Source organism: Limnohabitans sp. (genome assembly GCF_036804465.1).
Lineage (GTDB): Bacteria > Pseudomonadota > Gammaproteobacteria > Burkholderiales > Burkholderiaceae_C > Limnohabitans.
The window spans coordinates 71,950-89,180 of record NZ_DAIRSK010000014.1; the positions used below are offsets into that span (position 1 = coordinate 71,950).

Here is a 17,231-nt window from a genome sequence, read left to right on the forward strand (position 1 = left end):
CACCTTTGATTAATCCGCCCATTGTAAAAACTCTTGTATGGCCCGATGAAGCCGCCACCGCCGCGTTTGCCTCGCAGCTGGCCGCCGCATTGACACGCGCCAACTTGAACGCTTGCATCGCCTTGCACGGCGAGTTGGGCGCGGGCAAAACCACCTTCGTGCGCCACCTGCTGCAGGCCTTGGGTGTAGAGGGCCGCGTCAAAAGCCCCACCTATGCGGTGGTTGAACCCTATACCTTGCGTGCAGGCGAAGTGTGGCACTTTGACTTCTACCGTTTCAACGACCCACGCGAATGGGAAGACGCCGGCTTTCGTGACATCTTTGCCAGCGCAGGCTTAAAGCTGTGCGAATGGCCGCAAAACGCCGCAGGCGTGATGCCCACACCCGACCTTGAACTCACCATCGACGTGGATACGTCAGAACAACGCCACGTCACCATCCACGCACGCACCCCATGCGGGCAGGAACTGCTGGCATGACGCAGCACCACAACGATCCGAGTTCTCACGGCATCAAGCGGCGCAGCTTGTTGCAAGGCGGCACGCTGGCGTTGCTGCTTGGCCGTGCCGATATCGCGTGGGGCGCCAGCATCGTGGCGGTGCGGGTGTGGCCCGCAGCAGCCTACACACGCGTGACGATTGAGAGCGACACAGCGCTGAAGACCGTGCCTATTTTTGTAGCCAACCCGCCACGCTTGGCGGTGGACATAGAGGGCATCGAGCTCAACCCTGCCCTCAAAGAGCTGGTGGGCAAGGTGCGTTCGGACGACCCTTACATCACAGGCGTGCGCGTGGGCCAATTTGCCAACAAAACCGTGCGCTTGGTGCTGGATTTGCGACGCATGGTCAAGCCACAGGTGTTCAACCTGATGCCTGTGAGAACAGGCAACACCCAGTACCAACACCGATTGGTACTCGACCTCTACCCCTCTGAGGTGGCTGACCCGCTTGAAGCCTTGATCACTGACAAACTGAAAGGCGGCACCGCCTACAACGCGCCGTCGATGACGGCCACTCCCACGCCACCGCCCGCTTCCAAGCTGGGCACCCACGCCGACCCTGTGGGCGATTTGATGGCCAAACCCAATGCGCTGCCCGAACCACCCGTGGCAGCGGCATCTGCGGTGTCTGCGGCATCTGCACCAACCACCACCGTCGCCTCCGTGAATCAAAGCACTGACGGCGAGCGCTTCATCATCGTGGCCTTGGACCCCGGCCACGGCGGCGAAGACCCAGGCGCCATTGGCCCCAGCGGCACTCGCGAAAAAGAGGTGGTGTTGAAAATCGCGCATCGCTTGCGCGACCGCATCAACAACACCGTGATCAAAACCAAGCAAGGTAACTTGCCGATGCGCGCCTACCTGACCCGTGAAGGCGACTACTTTGTGCCACTGCAACAACGCGTAGAAAAAGCCAGACGCGTGCAGGCTGATTTGTTCATCAGCATCCATGCCGACGCCTTCCAAACCCCCCAAGCCAAAGGTGCCAGCGTGTTTGCACTGAGCGATGGTGCGGCGACGAGTGCCGCTGCCAGGTGGATGGCCAAGCAAGAAAACCGTGCCGACCTGATTGGCGGCTTGAACATCAAAAGCCAAGATGCCTCTGTGCAACGCGCCCTGCTCGACATGAGCACCACCGCGCAAATCAAAGACAGCCTGAAGCTTGGCGGCGCCATGCTGGGGCAAATCAAGCAGATTGGCAAATTGCACAAAGACCGTGTGGAGCAAGCGGGCTTTGCAGTGCTCAAAGCCCCCGATATTCCCAGCGTGCTGGTAGAAACTGCCTTCATCAGCAATCCCGAAGAGGAAAAACGCTTGGTCAGCCCCCAATACCAAAACGACTTGGCCGATGCCCTGATGAAAGGCATTGAACGCTATTTCTCGCGCAACCCACCGCTGGCCAAAACACGCAACACCTGACGCCATGACCGACACGCCCGCTCAGCCACGCAACCCCTTGCATGGCAAAACCTTAGAAGCTGTTGTGACCGAGCTGGCTGATTTTTATGGTTGGCAAGGCTTGGGCGAGCGCATCAACATCCGCTGCTTCACGCACGACCCGAGCGTTGGATCAAGCCTGAAATTTTTGCGCAAAACGCCGTGGGCACGCGACAAGGTAGAGAGCTTGTATTTGTTCATGCTGCGCGACATGCGCCGCGAAGTGCGCCACGAAGAGCGCGGGTTTTAACGCGCATCACCCCCACGCGCCTCATCAGCGTTCTTTGGATCAGTCTTGTCTTGCGCTGAACGGGAAGCCTTCCAAGACCCATACAAAGCCAAGGCGCCCGGGATAAAAATCATGGCCCAAATAATTTTGTCCAAATTGGCTTTCACCCATGGAAAGTTACCAAAAAAGTAACCCACCGTGATGATGCCGCCCACCCACAAGGCGCCGCCCGTGATGTCGTAGAAGGTAAATTTACGATGCGTCATTTGCGCCACGCCCGCCACAAACGGCGCAAAGGTACGCACAAAGGGCATGAAGCGCGCAGCAACCAATGTCACGCCACCATAGCGCTCATAAAACGCATGGGCTTGGTCAAAGGCACGGCGGTTGAAAAATTTGGAATCCTCCCACCCAAACACTTTGGGGCCAAAGTAGCGGCCAATGGTGTAGTTGGTTTGGTTGCCTGCCACTGCCGCAATAAAAAGTAGCGACACCGAAAGGCTGTAATCCATCAAACCTACGCCACACATGGCTCCCACCACAAACAGCAGCGAGTCGCCAGGCAAAAAGGGCATCACCACCAAACCCGTCTCCACAAAGATGATGAGAAACAGCAAGGCATAGACCCATGTGCCATTGGCTTGCACAAAGGCTTCCAAATAGCGGTCTACGTGAAGGATGAAGTCAATCAAGAAGCTAATTATTTCCATGGTTTGTATTATCCCCTGCCTCTAAAATGAGGTTGTGCACCCTGCTACCCAACCCCCACGCGACATCCGCGAACTCCCTGACGAACTCATCAGCCAAATCGCTGCGGGCGAGGTGGTCGAACGTCCCGCCTCAGTCGTGCGAGAGTTGGTGGACAACGCCCTAGATGCAGGCGCCACACAAATCACACTGCGGTTGCTGGCTGGTGGTGTGCGCCTGATCAGTGTGGAAGACAACGGTATGGGCATTGCGTCTGCGCAACTGCCTGTGGCTTTGAAGCGCCACGCGACCAGCAAGATCACCAGCCTGAGCGAGCTCGAATCCGTGGGCACCATGGGATTTCGAGGCGAGGCCTTGGCTGCCATTCAATCGGTGTCCGAGTTGTCCGTGCTGTCGCGCACAGCGAGCCAAGACAGAGCCATGCTGCTGGATGGCCGCACTGGCGAGCTGCAACCCGCCGCCCGCGCCCAAGGCACCACGGTGGAAGTGAAAGAGCTGTTTTACAGCACACCCGCACGCCGCAAATTTTTAAAGACCGACAACACCGAACTGGCCCATTGTGTAGAAGCCGTTCGCCGCCATGCCCTCACGCGCCCCGAGGTGGGCTTTGCCGTGTGGCACGAAGGCAAGTTGGTCGAGCAATGGCGGGCGCAAACCATTGACCCCGCATCGGGCGAAGACTTGAACATGCAACGCACCAAAGCCCTCGACCGCCGTTTGGCCGATGTGTTGGGTGACGAGTTTTTAAACAACTCGGTCGCGGTGCACTACCAATCAGGCCATGTCACGGTGGTGGGTCGCGCGGGTCTTCCAGACGCGGCACGCGCACGTGCCGACCAGCAGTTTTCCTACGTCAATGGCCGCTATGTGCGTGACAAAGTCATCACCCACGCGGCACGCAGTGCCTATGAAGATGTGCTGCACGGTCACCGCCAACCCATCTATGCCTTGTATGTCGAGATTGAGCCCACGCGTGTAGACGTGAACGTGCATCCCACCAAGATTGAAGTGCGTTTCCGTGATGGGCGTGAGGTACACCAAGCTGTGCGCCACGCGGTAGAAAACGCTTTGGCTGTGCCGCGTGCCCATCTGTTGATGGCCCATGCATTGCAACACCATGAGTTGCCGATGGCGGGTACTGCGGTCGGCGCTTCTGCATTTAACTGGCAGCAAACCGCCATGCCTTTGTCTGGCACGCGGGTGGCGGATGTGGGCGCGCTGTGGCAGTCCACACCTCGCACGGGCTTAACAGCCAAAGAACAACCCACGCAAAGTTTTGTAACTGACGCGGCATTGAACACCCACAGCGCAATGACCACCGCCTCGCCTTCACTGCAAGACGCAACGCCCGACATCTGGCCGCTTGGCAAAGCCGTCGCGCAGCTGCACGGTGTCTACATCTTGGCAGAGAACGCACAAGGCTTGGTGCTCGTCGACATGCACGCCGCCCACGAGCGCATCGTGTACGAACAACTCAAAACACAAATTGACGCGCAACGCATCAGCAGCCAACCGCTGTTGATTCCCGCCACCTTTCCTGCCACCGCGCAAGAAGTGACCACCGCAGAGGCCTGCACCGATGCCTTGCAAGAGCTGGGATTGGAAATTTCCGCGTTGTCAAGCAAAACCTTGGCCGTTCGCGCCGTGCCCAGCACCTTGGCACTTGGCGATGCCGTGGCATTGGCCCGCAGCGTCTTAGCCGAATTGAGCCAGCACGATGCCAGCACCGTGGTTCAACGCGCCCGCAACGAACTGCTGGCCACCATGGCTTGCCATGGCGCGGTGCGCGCCAACCGCAAGCTCACCCTAGACGAGATGAACGGCTTGTTGCGCCAAATGGAAGTCACTGAACGCTCAGACCAATGCAACCATGGTCGCCCCACGTGGCGACAGTTGTCTATGCGCGAGCTCGACGCGTTGTTTTTGCGCGGTCGTTGATGTCACCCACGCTCATCATTGTGCTGTTGTCGATGCTGCTGGGCATTCAACCCGTGGCCACCGATTTGTATTTGCCTGCACTGCCTGCCATCAAGACGGAGTTTGGTGCTGCGTTGTCTCAGGTTCAGCTCACGCTCAGCGCTTTGTTGTTGGCATTTGGCACCTCGCAACTGGTTTGGGGCCCGCTGTCAGACCGCTTTGGTCGCCGCCCTATTTTGTTGTGCGGTTTGGCTACGTTCACCTTGGCGGGTTTGGGTAGTGTGTTGGCCAGCAATATGCACGAGCTCATTGTCTGGCGTACCCTGCAAGGTGCAGCCATGGGCGCGGTGGTGATGTGCGCACGCGCCATCGTGCGCGACCTCTACACCCCTGAGACAGGCGCAGGCGTGATGTCCAAAGCCCTCACCGGCTTGGGCATATTGGCCTGTGTCAGCGCCCCATTGGGCGGCTTGCTCACGGACCTGTTGAGCTGGCATGCCGCGCTTAGTTTGGTGGTGGGCTTTGGCGCCATTGCTTTTGCGTTGGTCGCGGTGAAGTTCAAAGAAACCTTGCAGCGCAAAAATCCGCATGCGCTCACCGTGCAGGTGCTGGCGAAAACGTGGTGGCAGATCCTGCGTCACCCGACATTTGTGGCATTTTCGTGTGTGGCGATTGGCTCTTATGGCGGCCTGTTCACTTTTTTAGCATCGTCCTCATTTGTGTTCATTGACGTGCTGGGCTTGGCGCGTTGGCAATATGGCATGTTGCTTTTTTCTATGGCTTTTATGTATTTGCTAGGCACCGTGTTGTGTCGGCGTTTGCTGGTTCGTTTGGGTGTCGCGCGGACTGTGGCCATCGGGGGCGCCTTCAGCTTGACAGGTGGCGGCTTGATGGTTTTGCATGCGTGGCTGGGCTGGCAAAGCGTGGCGGGTTTGATGGGGCCGTTTTATGTGTTCATTTTGGGGCACGGCATTCATCAGCCTTGCGGCCAAAGCGGCGCGGTGGGACCATTTCCGCAAGCCGCAGGTGCCGCCTCTGCGTTGGGGGGCTTTTTGATGATGGCGGCTGCTTTTGCCACAGGCTTGTGGCTGGGCGCAGCCAATGACGGCTCTGCCATGCCGATGGCAACAAGCATTGCATGTTGGTCCGTGTTGACGGCCTTATCGGCTTGGGTTTTGGTACTGCGCCGAGGCAGCCCGCGTGTCTAAGCCATGGCGCCCTGAATCAGGCTATGCCAACGGCTGGTCGGTACAGGCCATCGCCTTGGTTGGCCCCACCGCCAGCGGCAAAACAGCGGCCGCATTGGCCTTAGCCCAACAGTGGCCCATTGAAATCATCAGCCTCGACTCCGCTTTGGTCTATCGGGGCATGGACATTGGGACAGCCAAACCCACTGCCCAAGAGTTAGCGCAAGTACCGCATCACCTCATCAACATCCGCGACCCACTTCAGGCCTACAGCGCCGCGGAGTTTGCACGCGATGCCACCCAACTGATGGCCGACATCCGCGCGCGCGGCAAACTGCCCTTGTTGGTGGGGGGCACCATGCTCTACCTCAAAGCTTTGCGTGACGGCATAGACGACCTGCCCACCGCGCAGCCAGACTTACGTGCTGAGATTGAACGCCAGGCAAGCGCCTTGGGCTGGCCAGCCATGCACGCCGAACTGGCAAAGGTAGATGCCATCACCGCAGCCCGACTAGCCCCTCACGATGCGCAACGCATCTCACGCGCACTCGAGGTGTGGCGCGTGAGCGGCAAAGCGCTGTCGCAATGGTTTGCTGAAGGCGAACACACACGCGCCGCCCAAGCTGCACTGACGATGCCCCTGCTCTCACTAGAGCCTCACAACCGTGCATGGCTGCACGGGCGAATTGCGCAACGATTTGAAGCCATGCTGGTGAGTGGCTTTTTAAGCGAGATACAAGCGCTGCGTGCGCGTGGTGACTTGCACCTCGATTTACCCAGCATGCGTTGCGTGGGTTATCGCCAAGCGTGGGAGTTGCTCGACTCGGCACAGGCATCAGGACTCCCCCCCGACAGCATCTTGGCGCAATTGCAGGCGCTGGGCGTGGTCGCCACGCGTCAGCTGGCCAAACGCCAACTCACTTGGCTGCGGGGCATGGAGGAGCGCATCGTTATTGCCTGTGACGCGCCAGATGCATTGGCGCAAACTCAGTCCGCTGTGGCGCGGTTTACTGCAACGGCTCTTTGAGCACGTCTGGCAACGGCATGGGCATGACGGCAATGCCCTCGTCGATCAACGCTTCGGTTTCTTGCGCAGTGGCATGCCCGCGAATGTTGCGCTGCTCGGCTTCACCGTAATGCATCTTGCGCGCTTCTTCGGGAAAGCGATTGCCCACGTCTTCGGTATTGGCCACGACGTGGCGCATCATTTTGAGTAAAGCGGCTTGCAGTTGTGCGGGCTCTAAATTGGCCACTTCTTGCAAGCGAGGCGGGGTGGATGCATCAGACGAGGCTGCACAAGCAAGTTCAGGATCACGGGTGGTTGTCTCGGCGGTCCCTGCGAGGGGAGAGACTGCGCTGTCAGCTGAATTGTCAGCGGACCTGACCGCTGAGTCGCGCTCACCGCGCGTGGTGTTCAAGTTCAAACGCGGCGCACTGAGCATTTTGCTCACACGGGCATCGCCACACATGGGGCATGTGACAAGGCCGCGCGTCAACTGGCTTTGAAAGTCGTCTTCCGAGCCAAACCATCCTTCAAACACATGATGTTGGCCGCATTGCAGGTCTAGAACTTTCACACGCGCTTCCATTCCAACGGCCACGCGCCACTGCGATGGTTTTGCAGCCACAGCAAGCCCGTCAAGGTTTTGGCATCGGTCAGTTGGCCGTCGCGCGACCACGCCAAGAGCTCTTCCATGCTGGCGTCAAACACATCGAGAAACTCACCCACGTCCAACTGCTGTGCTCCTGCTGTGAGACCGCGTGCAAACCAAATGTCAATGAATTCAGTCGAGTAGCTGATGACGGGATGCAAAACACCCGCATGCGCCCACTCAGCCGCGCGATAACCTGTTTCTTCGAGCAACTCGCGCTGAGCGCAGACCCAATGATCTTCGTTGGGGTCAAGCTTGCCAGCTGGAAACTCAATCATCACTTGCCGCACAGGGTAGCGGTATTGGCGCTCCATCACCAAGCGGCCATCGTCGCGCATGGCAATGATCATCACAGCACCGGGATGAATCACATACTCACGAGAAGCGGTGTCGCCGCTGGGCAAACGCACGGTGTCGCGAAAGGCATGCAGAAAGTGGCCTTTGAGCAACTCCACATGGTCAACTGTGTGCTCGATGAGATGGTCGTGCGAGGCAGGCTTCATGGTTGTGATGAAAAAAGCCAGCTCGTAAGCTGGCCTAAGTGGGGCCACATGTGCTTAGGTACCCAGTGTCGTCACAATCGCTTTGGCACACAAGGCCATCAAGCCACCCGGCAAGATACCCAAGATCAAAATCAGCGCGCCATTGATGGTCAACACCACGCGCACATCGGCGCTCGCCGACACGGTGGAGGCTGTGATGGGTGCATCGAAATACATGACCTTGATGATGCGCAAATAATAGAAGGCGCCAATCAGCGACATCATGACCGCGAAAATAGCCAAAGCAATCGCGCCTGTTTGCCCAGAAGCAATCAACGCTTGCAACACCGACAATTTGGCGTAGAAACCAACCAGCGGAGGCACGCCGGCCAACGAAAACATACAAGCAGCCATCACGCCCGCGTACAAGGGACTGCGTTGGTTCAAGCCAGCAAGGTCAGAAATCTCATCGCTCTCAAAGCCTTCACGAGCCAACAACAAGATGATGCCAAAGGTGGCCAATGTGGTCAGCACATAGGTGATGACGTAGAACATGGCAGAGCTATAAGCATTGGCAGCCGCAGCCGTGTTGCCGTTGACCACGCCGGAGAGCAAGCCGATCAACACAAAGCCCATTTGGGCAATGGTGGAGAAGGCCAACATGCGTTTGAGGTTGGTTTGTGCCACCGCTGCCAAGTTACCAATCAGCAATGACGAGATCGCCAAAACCATCAGCATTTGCTGCCAGTCCACGGCCAAGGGCAACAGGCCTTCCACCAACAATCGGATGGTCATCGCGAAGGCGGCCAACTTGGGTGCGCCGCCAATCATCAAGGTGATGGCTGTGGGTGCACCGTGGTACACATCAGGAATCCACATGTGGAAAGGCACCACACCAAATTTGAATGCCAAGCCGCACACCACAAACACCAAGCCCAAGACCAGTACTTGGTGCTTGATTTGACCCGAGGCCACCGCCTTGAACACGGTGGTGATGTCGAGTGAGCCTGTGGCACCGTACAACATGGACAAGCCATACAGCAAAAAGCCGCTGGCCATGGCACCCAACACAAAGTATTTCATCGCTGCCTCGCTGGCCACTGCGCTGTCGCGACGCAAGGCCACGAGGGCGTAGCTCGACAAGGTCAGCAACTCCAAGCCCAGGTAGAGCACAAGGAAGTTGTTGCCCGAGATCATGATGAAGATGCCCAGCAACGCAAATAGACCTAAGGTGAACAACTCGCCACCGCGCAACATGTCACGCTCAGCAGCGTAAGGACGACCATAGACCAAGGTCACCATCACAGCCAACGCTGCAAAGCACTTGAGCCAGCTGCCCATGGGATCAGACACCACCATGTTGCCAAAGCTGTAAACCGTTTGGCCTTGCGTAGCCGCCAAGGCTTCCAAGTAAGCCACCACGCCCATGGTGAGGAGCGACAAAACATAGGTGGTGGTGCGACGTGGGGACTTGACGGACAAGTCCACCAGCGCAATCACAATGGCCATCACAGCCAACAAGATATCGGGATAAACCGCAGCGATGCTCAGTTTTTCAAACATTTTTCAATCCCTCTTTATTGCGGCAATTTGGAAAGCGCCACGTGCTTGAGTAACTCAGCCACGGACACATCCATCACGTCGGTGAATGGCTTGGGAAAGATGCCCATGGCCAGCACTGCGATTGCCAACAGGGCCAACATCACAAACTCACGGCTGTTGATGTCGGTCAATTCTTTGACGTGCTCATTGGCAACTGGGCCCAGATACACACGCTTGATCATCCACAAGGTGTAGGCCGCACCAAAGATCAAGGCAGAAGCGGCAGCAAAGCCCACCCAGAAGTTGTATTTGATGGCACCCAAGATGACCATCCACTCACCCACGAAACCCGCCGTGCCGGGCAAGCCGCAGTTGGCCATGCCAAACAACAAGGCAAATGCAGCAAATTTGGGCATGGTGTTGACCACACCGCCGTAGCTGGCGATGTCACGCGAATGCATGCGGTCATACAAGACGCCAATGGACAAGAACATGGCAGCCGACACAAAGCCATGCGCAATCATTTGCACCAAAGCACCCGACACACCGATGTCGTTGAAGATGAAAAAGCCCAAGGTCACAAAGCCCATGTGCGCCACGGATGAGTAAGCCACCAGCTTTTTCATATCTTCTTGCACCATGGCCACCAAGCCTACGTAGACCACCGCCACCAGTGACAACGCAATCATGAGCCATGCGTATTCGTTTGCAGCATCAGGTGCGATGGGCATTGAAAAACGCAAGAAACCATAAGCACCCAGTTTCAACATGATGGCGGCCAACACGGCTGAGCCCCCAGTAGGTGCTTCCACGTGAACATCAGGCAACCAAGTGTGCACAGGCCACATCGGCACTTTCACCGCAAATGCAGCAAAGAAAGCAAAGAAAAGCAAGGTTTGTGCAGACATGGGCAATGGCAGTTTGTGCCAAGCAGCCAAATCAAAGCTGCCGCCCGATTGGGTGTAGAGGTAGATCAAGGCGATCAGCATCAACAAAGAGCCCAACAAGGTGTACAAGAAAAACTTGAACGCTGCATAGATTTTGTTGGGCCCACCCCACACACCAATGATCAAGTACATCGGGATCAAGGTGGCTTCAAAGAAAACATAAAAAAGCATGCCGTCCGCGGCACAAAACACGCCAATCATCAAACCGCTCAAGATCAGGAACGCGCCCATGTATTGGTTGACACGCTCTGTGATCACTTCCCAACCGGCGATCACAACGATCACATTGATGAATGCGGTCAACAAAACGAACCACAGAGACAAGCCGTCTAAACCGATGTGATAGAAAACATTGAAACGCTCAATCCACATTGATTTTTCAACAAACTGCAAAGCCGCCGTGCTGTTGTCGAATGCACTCAAAAGGGGCAAAGTGACCGCCAGACTGATCACCGAACCGATCAACGCGAACCAGCGCACGGCCCTGGCATACTCGTCACGCCCAAAGGCGAGCAAGATGACGCCAAACAGAATCGGCGTCCAAATGACAAGGCTCAATAAACCCATTTTTTATTCTCCTTATTTGAGCCAGACGAACCAAGTCATCAGCAAGAACACGCCCAAGATCATCACCAAGGCATAGTGGTAGAGGTAGCCAGTTTGCAACTGACGTGTCCACGTGGACACCCAACCCACCAACTTCCAAGAAGCGTTCACCACGCCACCTTCGATGATGGCTTGGTCGCCGCCCTTCCACAAACCCGTGCCCAAGGCGCGCGCGCCACGGGCCAGCACGTTCTCATTGAACCAATCCAAGTAGTACTTGTTTTCGAACAAGACATAGACGGGATGGAACACGCGCTTGATTGCCGCAGGCACTGCTGGGTTGATCATGTACATGTAGTAAGCAGATGCCACACCCGCCACAGCCAACCAGAACGGTGCGGTGCTCAAAGCATGCAAGGCCATGGCAACAGCGCCGTGGTAGTGCTGTGCCAACACAGCCATGGCTGGATGCTTGTCGGTGTTGACGACAATCGCATCTTGAAAGAATTCACCGAACACCAGCGGATCAATGGTGTAGAAGCCAATCAGCACAGACGGAATGGCCAGCAAGACCAAAGGCACAGTCACCACCCATGGGGACTCGTGAGGGGCGTGGGGCTCACCGTGGCCGTGGTGTGCCGCATGGTCATCATGCGCGTGGTGCGCGTCAGGGTTTTGGTCATAACGCTCGTTGCCATGGAACACCAAGAAGTACATGCGGAATGAATAGAACGCTGTCACAAAGACACCCGCCAACACGGCGAAGTGAGCCAAGCCAGCAGCGGGCAAGGTGCTGAGAGCCACCGCTTCGATGATGCTGTCTTTGGAATAAAAGCCTGAAAAAAATGGGGTACCAATCAAGGCCAACGAACCCAACAAGGAAGTGATCCAAGTGATCGGCATGTACTTGCGCACACCGCCCATCCAACGGATGTCTTGGTTGTGGTGTAGCCCCATGATGACGGAGCCCGCCCCCAAGAACAACAAAGCCTTGAAGAACGCATGCGTCATCAAATGAAACACGGCCACTGAGTAAGCCGATGCACCCAAGGCCACCGTCATGTAACCCAGCTGCGACAAGGTGGAATAAGCCACCACGCGTTTGATGTCGTTTTGAATCAAGCCCAAAAAGCCCATGAACAGGGCTGTGATGGCACCAATCACCAAGATGAAGTTCAGCGCCGTGTCTGACAACTCAAAGAAGGGCGACATGCGGGCCACCATGAAGATGCCCGCCGTCACCATGGTCGCTGCGTGAATCAAGGCAGAGATTGGCGTCGGGCCTTCCATGGAGTCAGGCAACCACACGTGCAGGGGAAACTGCGCTGACTTGCCCATCGCGCCGATGAACAAGCAGATACAAATCACGGTCACCAACATCCAGTCTGTCCCGGGAAAGGTGAGCGAGCCCAACTCAGCAGCCTTGGCAAATGCTTCGGTGTAGTTCAAAGTACCGCCGTAGGCAGCGACCAGACCAATACCTAAGATGAAGCCAAAGTCACCCACGCGGTTGACCAAAAATGCCTTCATGTTGGCAAAGATGGCTGTGGGTTTGTTGAACCAAAAACCGATCAACAGGTAAGACACCAAGCCCACCGCCTCCCAGCCAAAGAACAGCTGCAACATGTTGTTGCTCATCACCAGCATCAACATCGAGAAAGTGAACAAGGAGATGTAGGAAAAGAAACGGTTGTAGCCTTCGTCCTCTTTCATGTAGCCCATCGTGTAGATGTGAACCATCAAGGACACAAAGGTCACCACACACATCATCATGGCTGTCAGGCCGTCGACCAAGAAGCCGATTTCCATTTTCAAATCACCCACCACCATCCAGGTGTAGAGGGTTTCATTGAAACGCGCGCCGTCGATGGCCACGCTGTACAACGTCATGGCCGACAACACGAAGGCAATGAACACACCCAAAATGGCCAGCGTGTGGGTCACGCCACGGCCGATTTGGTTGCCGCCTAAACGGGTACCGAAAATACCAGCCAAGGCAGCGCCCGCCAGCGGAGCCATAGGCACAGCCAGCAACGTAGAAGCTTGCAGGGTTTGGGACATAGTGAGTTAACCCTTGAGCGTGTTGAGTTCATCCACGTTGATGCTGGACTTGTTGCGGAACAACTGCACCAGAATCGCCAAACCGATGGCAGACTCAGCAGCCGCCACGGTCAAGATGAAGAAAACAAAAATTTGGCCGTTCAAGTCACCCAAGTAGTGCGAGAACGCCACGAAGTTCATGTTGACCGCAAGCAACATCAATTCAATCGCCATCAACAAGACGATCAGGTTTTTACGGTTCAAAAAGATACCAATCACTGACAGCGCAAACAAAATCGCGCCCAAGGTGAGGAAGTGGCCTAAGGTGATGATCATTCTTGTGTCTCCGGTTTGACCGCATCCATCTTGACCAGCGTCACACGGTCGCGCGCCTTGACACGAGCTTGTTCACTTGCATTTTGGAACTTGCTGTCTTTACGCGCTCGCAAAGTCAAAGCAATGGCGGCAATCAAGGCCACCAACAAAATCAAGGCTGCCACTTGCACGGGATAGAGATACTCGGTGTAGAGCAAGATACCCAAAGCTTTGGTGTTGGAGACTTGCGCCACCACCACATGGCCGACATCTGCAGCAGAAGCCATATCCACAGGCGCGACAGCCGTCACCGCCGCTGGCGAAATCACTTGCGCCGCGACTTGCTGTCGGGGCTCACTGATGCGAAAACCACCCAACAACACGGCCGCCAATTCGAGTGCGATGACCGCGCCCACTGTGGCTGCAAGCGGAAAGTGTTTCCAAAAGCCTTGACGAATGCTGTCGATGTTGATGTCCAGCATCATCACCACAAACAAGAACAAGACCATCACCGCGCCTACATAGACAAGCACCAGGGTGATGGACAAAAATTCTGCTTTGAGCAACATCCAAATGCCCGAGGCTTGAAAGAAGGCCAGGACCAAGTAGAGCGCAGCATGCACCGGGTTGCGCGAGGTGATGACGCGAAATGACGCAAACAGCATGACCGCTGAGAACGCATAGAAAAGAGCCGATTGAACATCCATCATGAAATCTTTCAACGGTATTTGGCGTCAGCTGCTTTGTGGGCAGCGATTTCGGGTTCGTAGCGGTCGCCCACTGCCAAGAGCATTTCTTTGGTGAAGTACAAATCGCCGCGTTTCTCACCGTGGTACTCAAAGATGTGTGTTTCGACGATCGAATCAACGGGGCAGCTCTCTTCGCAAAAACCGCAGAAGATGCACTTGGTCAGGTCGATGTCGTAGCGCGTGGTACGGCGACTGCCGTCTGCGCGCTGGTCAGACTCGATGGTGATGGCCATCGCTGGACACACCGCCTCGCACAGTTTGCAGGCGATGCAGCGCTCTTCGCCATTGTCATAACGACGCAAGGCATGCAGCCCGCGAAAGCGTGGGGACAAAGGCGTTTTCTCTTCTGGAAACTGGATGGTGATGCTGCGCGAAAACATGTATTTGCCGGTGAGGGCCATGCCTTTGAGCAGTTCGATCAAGAGAAAGCTCGACAAAAAATCGCGCAATGAAAATGGGGCTGAATAGGTAGTCGTAGTCATGGTGTGTTTCCGGCCTTAATTCCAGATATTCCAAGGCGTTTGAATCCAAACACCCACCACCAACAACCAGATCAAGGTGATTGGAATGAAGATCTTCCAACCCAAGCGCATGATTTGGTCATAGCGATAACGTGGGAACGTGGCACGTACCCACAAGAACATGGTCACGACCACAAAGGTCTTGAGTCCGAGCCAAATCCAGCCAGGGATCATGTTGAACAAGGGGTGATCGATGGGTGACAACCAGCCACCCAAGAACATCACCACGGTCAACATGGAAACCAAGATCATGTTGGCGTATTCAGCCAAAAAGAACATGGCAAATGACATGCCCGAGTATTCGATCATGTGGCCGGCCACAATTTCGGACTCCCCCTCCACCACATCAAATGGGTGACGGTTGGTTTCAGCCAAGCCAGAGATGAAGTAGATGATGAACACGGGGAACAAAGGCAACCAATTCCAAGACAAGAAACCCAAGCCCTTGTCTGCCATCATGCCTTTGGCTTGACCCATGACGATGTCGGTCATGTTCAAGCTGTTGGAGATCATCAAGACGATCACAAAACAAAAGCCCATGGCAATTTCGTAGCTCACCATTTGGGCCGATGCGCGCATGGCGCCAATGAAAGCGTACTTGGAGTTAGATGCCCAACCCGCGATGATCACGCCGTACACCTCCAATGAGGTAATGGCCATCAAAAACAACAAGCCTGCATTGATGTTGGCCAAAGCCACATCAGGGCCAAAAGGAATCACAGCCCAAGCCGCCAAGGCAGGCATGATGGTCATGATGGGGCCCAAGAAGAACAAACTGGTGGTCGCCTTCGTGGGGATGATGATTTCTTTGGTGAGCAACTTGAGCGCATCAGCGATGGGTTGCAACAATCCACCTGGGCCCGTGCGGTTTGGGCCTTTGCGAATTTGGGTGTAACCGATGGCCTTGCGCTCCCACAAAGTCAGGTAAGCCACGCAAAGCAACAAGGGGAGCAACACAGCCACGATCTTGAGCAAGGTCCAAAGCACTGGCCAAGCCAAGGTGGTCCACCATGTGCTGGACATCAAGCCAAAACCGGCGTTGTAAATGCTGTCACCCATCACAGACCTCCTTGAAATGCAACGTCACCAGGAGTTGGTCTTGCATCTGCCGTGAGTTGCAGCGAAGGGGCGCGACGCACCAAGCCATCCAGTTTGTAAATTGCCGCAGAGGCGGGCTGGCCAGCAGCGGGACTCACATCGATGCTGGCAGAGCAAGCGTTGGACAACAGGGCATGCACATCGACAGGAATTGCTTGGGCACGCACCTCTTCGATGGTCTCGAACTCAAAACCAGGCACATGAAGCATGGTGCCCAACACACGCAAAACTTTCCAAGCTGGACGTGTCTCGCCCAAGGGCTTGACCACACCGTGGAAGCTTTGTGCGCGACCTTCGGTGTTGATAAAGGTGCCGGCTGTCTCAGTGAAGGGGGAGATGGGCAGCAGCACATCGCTGAAGTCCATATTGGCCTTGAATGGGGACAAGGTCACCACCATGTCGGCATGACCAAGGGCTTGGGCGGCAGCAGCGCCGTTGGCTGCATCAAAAGCGGGCTCGGTGTTGAGCAACACCACCGCCTTCAAACCGCCTGCCAACATTTGGCCAGCAGTTTGACCGCCCGCTTTTGGCAAGGCGCCGACCACCTGAGCGCCCACGGTGTTGGCGGCCTCACCAAGGTAGCCCACGGTGGCGCCCGTTTGTGCGCCGATCCAGTTGGCTAAGCTCAGCAAGCTAGAAGCGTTGGCATGGTGCGCCGCTGCGTTGCCCAACAAAATGGCTTTACGCTCCCCACCCATCAATGACTTGGCAATGGCTTGAGCTTGCGCACTGTCGGCGTTGCCTGCCACAGGGGCAGCGGCACCGGTGATGGCGCCAACGGCAGCCGCAATATCAGCCAAGGCTTGCACCCAGAGGGTGGCATCCGCCACCAAGCTGTTGGCCACAGGCATGGCCCAGTCGTGGACTTGGGCATTGAGTGCATGGAGCTTGCACCCGTTACGCACTGCTTGGCGCAGACGCTGCGCCAACAAGGGTTGGTCTTTACGCACGTTGGAGCCCACCACCAACACGCGTTGCAGCGTGCTGAGAGAGGCCACAGATGTGCCTAACCAACGCACCCGAATGGCACCGCCGTGCTGCGAGTGGGCGTCCGTGTGGAAATCAGCAGCGCGTAGACGCGTGTCGATGTTTTGGCTACCCAAGCCGCGCATCAGTGCTGCGGCCAAGTACAACTCTTCAGCCGTGCTGTGGGGGCTGGCCAAGGTACCGATGGCTGCCGCCCCATGCTGTGCTTTGACGCCTTGCAAGCCATTGGCCACGTATTCAAGGGCGGTTTGCCAATCGACCTCTTTCCACACGCCGCCTTGTTTGAGCATGGGCTGAGTCAGCCGCTCAGCGCTGTCCAAAGCTTCGTAGCTGAAACGGTCGCGGTCAGCAATCCAGCATTCGTTGACGTCTTCG

General features: G+C 56.3%; 17 protein-coding genes. 6 read left to right on the forward strand and 11 right to left on the reverse strand.

The window, feature by feature from the left end; translation table 11 throughout:
* Positions 1–8 precede the first annotated feature (8 nt).
* The 3 genes from tsaE to V7Q41_RS09215 are packed head-to-tail and all read left to right on the forward strand — an operon-like array spanning position 9 to position 2,186.
* Complete coding sequence (tsaE, locus tag V7Q41_RS09205; protein ID WP_333845538.1) at positions 9–479, forward strand: tRNA (adenosine(37)-N6)-threonylcarbamoyltransferase complex ATPase subunit type 1 TsaE; 471 nt, start codon at positions 9–11, stop codon at positions 477–479.
* Complete coding sequence (locus V7Q41_RS09210; protein WP_333845518.1) at positions 476–1,918, forward strand: N-acetylmuramoyl-L-alanine amidase; 1,443 nt, start codon at positions 476–478, stop codon at positions 1,916–1,918. Before tsaE ends, V7Q41_RS09210 begins: the two co-directional genes overlap by 4 nt.
* A gap of 4 nt (positions 1,919–1,922) precedes the next feature.
* Positions 1,923–2,186 (forward strand): VF530 family protein, encoded by a 264-nt coding sequence (locus tag V7Q41_RS09215; RefSeq protein ID WP_333845519.1) that lies wholly within the window; start codon positions 1,923–1,925, stop codon positions 2,184–2,186.
* Here the strand turns inward: V7Q41_RS09215 and V7Q41_RS09220 are convergent.
* Positions 2,183–2,875: a VTT domain-containing protein gene (locus tag V7Q41_RS09220; protein WP_333845520.1), complete on the reverse strand. Its 693-nt coding sequence runs from the start codon at positions 2,873–2,875 to the stop codon at positions 2,183–2,185. The genes V7Q41_RS09215 and V7Q41_RS09220 overlap by 4 nt on opposite strands.
* A gap of 34 nt (positions 2,876–2,909) precedes the next feature.
* On the opposite strand from V7Q41_RS09220, the gene mutL reads away from it, so the two are divergent.
* From mutL to miaA, 3 genes are read left to right on the forward strand one after another with little or no spacing between them, the layout of a single operon-like run.
* Positions 2,910–4,811 carry a DNA mismatch repair endonuclease MutL gene (gene mutL, locus V7Q41_RS09225; RefSeq protein WP_333845521.1) on the forward strand — a complete coding sequence of 634 codons (1,902 nt, stop codon included), beginning with the start codon at positions 2,910–2,912 and terminating at the stop codon, positions 4,809–4,811.
* Positions 4,811–5,998, forward strand: a complete 1,188-nt coding sequence (locus V7Q41_RS09230) for a Bcr/CflA family efflux MFS transporter (RefSeq protein ID WP_333845522.1) — start codon at positions 4,811–4,813, stop codon at positions 5,996–5,998. Before mutL ends, V7Q41_RS09230 begins: the two co-directional genes overlap by 1 nt.
* Entirely contained in the window at positions 5,991–7,004 is a 1,014-nt protein-coding gene (gene miaA, locus V7Q41_RS09235) for a tRNA (adenosine(37)-N6)-dimethylallyltransferase MiaA (protein WP_333845523.1), read from the forward strand. The genes V7Q41_RS09230 and miaA overlap by 8 nt, the downstream gene beginning before the upstream one ends.
* Here the strand turns inward: miaA and V7Q41_RS09240 are convergent.
* The 10 genes from V7Q41_RS09240 to V7Q41_RS09285 all read right to left on the reverse strand — a co-directional run.
* Entirely contained in the window at positions 6,985–7,554 is a 570-nt protein-coding gene (locus V7Q41_RS09240) for a DUF1178 family protein (protein WP_333845524.1), read from the reverse strand. The genes miaA and V7Q41_RS09240 overlap by 20 nt on opposite strands.
* Positions 7,551–8,132 (reverse strand): NUDIX hydrolase, encoded by a 582-nt coding sequence (locus tag V7Q41_RS09245; RefSeq protein WP_333845525.1) that lies wholly within the window; start codon positions 8,130–8,132, stop codon positions 7,551–7,553. Before V7Q41_RS09245 ends, V7Q41_RS09240 begins: the two co-directional genes overlap by 4 nt.
* A 54-nt stretch (positions 8,133–8,186) precedes the next feature.
* Entirely contained in the window at positions 8,187–9,674 is a 1,488-nt protein-coding gene (nuoN, locus tag V7Q41_RS09250) for an NADH-quinone oxidoreductase subunit NuoN (RefSeq protein WP_333845526.1), read from the reverse strand.
* Positions 9,675–9,688: 14 nt separating this feature from the next.
* The gene (locus V7Q41_RS09255) at positions 9,689–11,167 is read right to left on the reverse strand and encodes an NADH-quinone oxidoreductase subunit M (RefSeq protein ID WP_333845527.1); all 1,479 of its coding nucleotides are present in this window, start codon (positions 11,165–11,167) and stop codon (positions 9,689–9,691) included.
* A 12-nt stretch (positions 11,168–11,179) separates the two neighbouring features.
* Positions 11,180–13,207: an NADH-quinone oxidoreductase subunit L gene (gene nuoL, locus V7Q41_RS09260; protein ID WP_333845528.1), complete on the reverse strand. Its 2,028-nt coding sequence runs from the start codon at positions 13,205–13,207 to the stop codon at positions 11,180–11,182.
* Between the two features lie 6 nt (positions 13,208–13,213).
* Positions 13,214–13,522 carry an NADH-quinone oxidoreductase subunit NuoK gene (nuoK, locus tag V7Q41_RS09265; protein WP_333845529.1) on the reverse strand — a complete coding sequence of 103 codons (309 nt, stop codon included), beginning with the start codon at positions 13,520–13,522 and terminating at the stop codon, positions 13,214–13,216.
* Positions 13,519–14,208, reverse strand: coding sequence for an NADH-quinone oxidoreductase subunit J (locus V7Q41_RS09270; protein ID WP_333845539.1), 690 nt, complete (start codon positions 14,206–14,208; stop codon positions 13,519–13,521). Before V7Q41_RS09270 ends, nuoK begins: the two co-directional genes overlap by 4 nt.
* 11 nt (positions 14,209–14,219) lie before the next feature.
* A complete protein-coding gene (nuoI, locus tag V7Q41_RS09275) occupies positions 14,220–14,732 on the reverse strand; it encodes an NADH-quinone oxidoreductase subunit NuoI (protein WP_333845530.1) in 513 nt (170 codons plus the stop codon).
* Positions 14,733–14,747: 15 nt separating this feature from the next.
* Complete coding sequence (gene nuoH, locus V7Q41_RS09280; protein WP_333845531.1) at positions 14,748–15,830, reverse strand: NADH-quinone oxidoreductase subunit NuoH; 1,083 nt, start codon at positions 15,828–15,830, stop codon at positions 14,748–14,750.
* On the reverse strand, positions 15,830–17,231 hold a 1,402-nt coding region (locus V7Q41_RS09285; RefSeq protein ID WP_333845532.1), incomplete at its 5' end, for a molybdopterin-dependent oxidoreductase. The genes V7Q41_RS09285 and nuoH, both read right to left, overlap by 1 nt.